At 70.5% G+C, this 5,007-nt stretch carries 4 protein-coding genes and 1 pseudogene; all 5 read right to left on the bottom strand.

Translation table 11 applies throughout. The features are described from left to right. Nucleotides 1-2: 2 nt before the first annotated feature. Nucleotides 3-1,220 carry a cytochrome P450 family protein gene (locus E1267_RS42525; RefSeq protein WP_132341816.1) on the bottom strand — a complete coding sequence of 406 codons (1,218 nt, stop codon included), beginning with the start codon at nt 1,218-1,220 and terminating at the stop codon, nt 3-5. A gap of 63 nt (nt 1,221-1,283) precedes the next feature. Continuing rightward, nucleotides 1,284-1,829 carry a hypothetical protein gene (locus tag E1267_RS42520; RefSeq protein ID WP_132341814.1) on the bottom strand — a complete coding sequence of 182 codons (546 nt, stop codon included), beginning with the start codon at nt 1,827-1,829 and terminating at the stop codon, nt 1,284-1,286. A 48-nt stretch (nt 1,830-1,877) separates the two neighbouring features. Beyond that, on the bottom strand, nt 1,878-3,980 hold the full coding sequence (locus tag E1267_RS42515) for a hypothetical protein (protein WP_132341812.1): 2,103 nt from the start codon (nt 3,978-3,980) through the stop codon (nt 1,878-1,880). Next, complete coding sequence (locus tag E1267_RS42510; protein WP_132341810.1) at nt 3,977-4,219, bottom strand: hypothetical protein; 243 nt, start codon at nt 4,217-4,219, stop codon at nt 3,977-3,979. The genes E1267_RS42515 and E1267_RS42510 overlap by 4 nt, the downstream gene beginning before the upstream one ends. A 130-nt stretch (nt 4,220-4,349) precedes the next feature. After that, a pseudogene (locus E1267_RS42505) lies at nt 4,350-5,007 on the bottom strand (spermidine synthase); the annotation flags it as partial.

The following is a 5,007-nucleotide window of genomic DNA, read 5'->3' as shown; positions in this document are numbered from 1 at the left end:
GCTCAGGTGACGGCGTCGAAGGTCACCGGGAGCCGCTGCGGGCCGCGTACCGTCAGACTGGCCCGCCACCGCAGCGTCTCGGGCGGCACCGCGAGGGCGAGCCCGGACAGGCGGCGGGCGACGGCGCCCAGGGCGGCCCGGCCGACGATGCGGGCGAGCATGGCTCCGAGGCAGTAGTGCGGTCCGTGTCCGAAGCTCAGGTGGGCGTTGTCCTCCCGGGCGAGATCGGGCCGGTCCGGGCCGGGGAAGCGGCGGGGGTCGCGGTTGGCCGCCCCCAGTGCCACCAGGATCGGCTCCCCGGCGGGTACCACCGCCCCGCCGATCTCCAGCGGCTCCAGGGCGAAGCGCCAGGTCGCCAGCTCGACCGGGCTGTCGTAGCGCAGCAGTTCCTCCACCGCCCGGTCGATCAGCTCCGGTTGTGACCGCAGGCGGGCGAGCTGCCCGCGGTGCCGCAGCAAGGTGTACGTGCCCAGCCCGACGAGGCCGACGGTCGTCTCGTAACCGGCCACCAGCAGCAGGAAGATCATCGACAGCATCTCGTTCTCGGACAGTCGCTCCTCCTCGTCCACGGCCCCCGTGATCGCGCTGATGACGTCGTCCCCCGGCTCGCGCCGCTTGGCGGCGGCCAGCGCGCCCACGTACGCGCCCAGGCGGCGCAGCGCCTCGGGCCTCGCCTCGCCGTCCCGCCCCTCCCCCGAGGTGACGACCGCCGTGGTCCACCGTTGGAAGTCCGTACGGTCGGCGGCCGGCACGCCGAGCACGTCGCAGATCGTGGCGAACTGCAACGGCGAGGCGAACTCGCCGATCAGCTCGGCGCCGGCCCGCCCCGCGAACCGGTCGATGAGCGCGCCGGCCCGCTCCTCGATCCGCGGCCGCAGGGCCGCCAGCCTTCCCGGGGTGAAGTAGCGGGTGACCAGGCGGCGCAGCCGGGTGTGCTCGGGCGGGTCCGTGGTGAGCAGATGGGTGCCCAGCCCTGACCGGTCCTCAAGCGGTCGCCCGCGGCCCGCCTCCTGCCAGTCGGGCGGCGCGTGGCGCGGGTCCTTGCTGAGCCGGGGATCGGCCAGCGCGGCGCGGGCGTCGTCGTAGCGGGTCACGAGCCATCCGTACAGGCCGCTGTGCAACGTCACGCGGTGAGGCACACCCGACTCCCGCAACCGGGCGTAGGCGGGATAGGGGTCGGCCAGCACCCTGTCGTCCCCGGGCAGCATCTCCTCGAGCATCCTGAAGTCCTACCCCGCCGCCGGTGAATCGGGACCTGGATCGATGAACGATGGGCCGGTCCGTTAAGGAGGCCCCGGGTCGCATTCGTGCAGCACGCCATAACGCCGCTGCGCGACCCGCATCAACTCGGTGAGGTCCTCGATGGCATCACGCCCCTTGGCCACCTTCTTGAGATCTATTCCTATCCATAGCGTCTCGCCTCCGCAGGAGAAGCGTGAGATGACGAAATAGGGCCGACCACCCAGCATGTCGTTGCCCGCGTGGACGGCGAATCCTTCGCCCAGTTCAGCCGGCAGGGCGGTCGGCCGTGATCTGTCCCAATTCTCATGTGCGAGTTCCAGCCGTTTGACGCTGTCATCAACTCTGGACCACCATACGGCTGCAGGGTCGCCTTTCCCGCCGCCTTCCACGATGCATCCGCCGTCGTCCCGCCACGTCCCGTCCTTGCGATCGGTGTAGGTCCTGGCGTCTCCCGTTATACGGCGGAAGGACTCCTGTGAGATGAACTCGCACCAGTAGGGCGATCGGTCGACGACAGGACGAAGATCCGCCGCGGCCGGAGTCTGGACGGGCTCGCCACCGGCGCATGAGGTGATGCCCAGCATCATGACAAATAGAGATATAACAAGCCCGCGTGGTTTGATCACTCACTCCCTCTAATCCGCGATCCTGAAGCTTCGGCGAGCCTCTTCAGCACCGTCATTCAACACTCCTTGGCCATCGATCGTCAGACTGCTGAATCGCGAGTGATAGTGGGCCCAGTTGAGGAAGTCGTCATACTCAGCAGGCGTCATTTCGACAATGGGCTTCATCTGGCCGTGCTCGTCGATGAACGAGCGGCCCTTGAGGCCTTGGCCGTCGTGCTGGCCATGCGCCACCGTGGCCGTGGCCACCATCTGCTCCATCAACCGGTTGACCAGTTCCCGGTTCTCCGTCGCCGTGGCGTACGACTCGTCGAGCATCTTGCCGTTCTTGAAGAACCCGGCGATCCAGCTCGCGCCCTTGTCGAACCCGTACGTCCCCGGCCTTCCGCCCACCTCACCCGCCACCTCCTTGGCGAAGCTCTCCAGGCGCATGCCCTTGAACGCCTGCTCGGCCAGCTTGCCCGCGAACTCCTTGCCGGGCACGGGCACGATGCCGATGGCGGAGCGCACCATGGACTCGAGCTCCTTGGCGGCGGCCTCGTTGGCCCGGCCCACCGAGTAGAGGGCCTGTTCGCGGGCGCCGAGGATGTGGCCGAAGGTCTTGCTCTCCATGGAGAGGGGGTCGACGAGGCGCGGGCCTTTGTCGGTGAGGGGGAAGATGCGGTCGATCTCCACGCGCGTGTGCTCGGCCTGTGCCCTGGTGATCTGGGCGAACACGGCGTCGTCGCTGGTGGCGAGGAGCAGCGCGTAGTCGATGTCGCGCCGGTTGACCGACTGGTCGCTCAGGGTTTCGCCGACGCCGGACCTGAGCACGTTGCGGCCGGCGATGATCCGGCCGAGCTCGTCGATGTGGGCGGACAGGATGGTGCCGAGCGCGGGCCGCAACGATGCGCGCTGGTCGAAGCCGGTCTGGTCGGCGAGCTGGAGTTTCTCGGCGGAGTTGCGGGCGTAGAGCGCGGGCAGGTCGGCGCCGAGGATCTTGAGGGTCTCCGCGGTCAGCCGGAGCGAGACCGGGTCGGAGCCCTTCATCGCGGCTTCCATCGCCGCGCCGAGCGCCCTGGCGTCGCGGTCGTCCGCGGTCGAGTGGGGGTTGTCGGTCCACCAGGCCACCCGGTCGTGCAGCAGGTAGTCGAGGTTGGTCGTCGTACGGCCGGCGGGCGTGTGGTCGAGGAGCGCCTGCGCCGCGGCGGGGCTGGCGGCGGCGGCCCGCAGCAGGTCGGGGACGAAGGTGCGCATGTCGCTCATCGCCTTCGTTCCCTCTCCGTTCCTGAGGGCGTCGTGGACCTCGCGGTCGAGCGCGATCATGTCGCGTCCGACCGTGCGCATGAACTCCGCCGAGTACGGGGGTTCGCCGGGATGGGCGCCGAGCACGTCGGCCAGGTCGTGGTAGGCGGTGGGCCGCCCGCCCGTCACGCTGTGAACGTCTCTGGAGGTGCGGCCCGCGGCCTTGAGCCGCTGCAGGAACCCGGCGCCGAGGTAGGCGGGGCCGTCGGGGTCGGTGACGGCGGCCAGCGTCGTGCTCAGCATCCGCAGGACGTGATCTCCCTGGGCGGCCGCCCGCTTGGCGCCCTCGTGATCTCCCGTGCGCTCCCAGGAGGCCTTCTCCTGCCGGATGGCGTTGGCCAGGTCGGTCACGCCCCTGGCGCCGAGCCTGCTCATAAACGCTCTGGCGAAGGCGGGGTCGTGCATTTTGGTGGCGTACCGCTGCACGACGGCGAGCTGCTCGGGCAGCACCTTGCCCCTGGGGTTTTTGGTGTGGGCGGCGATGGCCGCGTCGGCGGCTGCGGCGCCGTCCAGCATCGCCCGCCCGGTCTCCAGCTTGTCGGGCAGCGGCAGGAACGAGCCGGCGGCGGTGGAGGTGCCGAAGACGACCTTCTCGCGTTCGAGCTCGTCGACCAGCCGCCGGCGCCGCCGCAGGTCCTCGGCCTGGGTCCGGGCCTGCCTGGCCAGGTCGCGGATGCGCGTGGCGGGCAGGGTGTCGAGGCCGGCGGCCGCCAGCTCGCCGTGCAGCCGGGTGGCGAGGTCGGCGAGCCGGCCGGCGGCGGCGGTGTGCTGGTCGGCCATGGTGTCGAACTCGGGCCGTTTGACGCCCGTGAAGTCGGGGCCGGGACTCATGGCCGCTCCGGCAGGGCGTCGAGTTTGCGCCTGGCGTCGGCGACGGCCTTGGACAACATCTCACGCAGCCCGCGCTCGGCCGCGTGCACCTCCTCGCCGAACCTGCGCCCGGCCGGGCCCACCCACGCGTTCCCCCGCATCAGCCCGCACACCTGGTGGAGCGTCCACCAGTGCTCGTCGGACAGCCGCTGGATGCGCCCCACGGCAGCCTGCATCGCCTCGCGATCGGGCTCAGGCATCTCGCTCCTCCGAGGCTCCCGAAGAGGAGGCGGCACTCGCCGCACTTCTCCACGCCAGTCAACCGCAAGGGCGCCGGGGGAAGCGCGGACCATGCCGAACGTTTATGGCGCGAACCGCACGCCCCTCATGTCACACCAGCGCGCCCTTCTTCCTCGGCAGCAGCACCAGCGCCCCGACGTAGAGCACGGCCGCCACGATGAGCAGCCCCTTGTAGCCGATGACCAGCGCGGCGTACTCCAGGCAGCCGCCCACCATGGCACCCAGCAGGTTGGCGCCGAAGGACGTCGTGGCGTCGGCGGTGTCGGCGAAGCGTTTGGCGAAGACGACGTTGGCGGCGAAGATCGGCAGGAAGGCCACGGTCACCGCGGCCACCGCGCGCAGCGGCAGCGGCAGGGACAGGAGCCACGCGTTCGGCACCAGCCAGGCCAGCAGCAGGCCGGCGAACAGCACGCCGTACATGACGGGCAGCGGCGGGGTGCGGAAGCGGCGGGTCACCTCGACGGCGGCGAGCACCGCGACGAGCACGCCGGCGAAGACGATCGCGTTGACCACCCACGTCGTGCCGAACAGCAGCGCGAACCCGGTCACGCTCTTCGTCTCCAGCAACATGAACCCGACGCCCAGCAGGAACAGGTCGGCGTAGGGCCGCATGCGGTCGTAGGGGCCCGCGACGACGCGGACGGCGAGGAGGCTGACGATGAGGATCAGGCCGAGCGTGATGATGTAGATCGGCGGGATCGTCGCGTCCTTGAGGTAGAGGAACGGGCGGTCGTCGTCGGCGGGGGCG

Source organism: Nonomuraea longispora (genome assembly GCF_004348345.1).
In the GTDB taxonomy this organism is placed as follows: domain Bacteria; phylum Actinomycetota; class Actinomycetes; order Streptosporangiales; family Streptosporangiaceae; genus Nonomuraea; species Nonomuraea longispora.
Note: the sequence above shows the minus strand (reverse complement) of the source record. Positions and strands in the feature narration are given on the sequence as shown.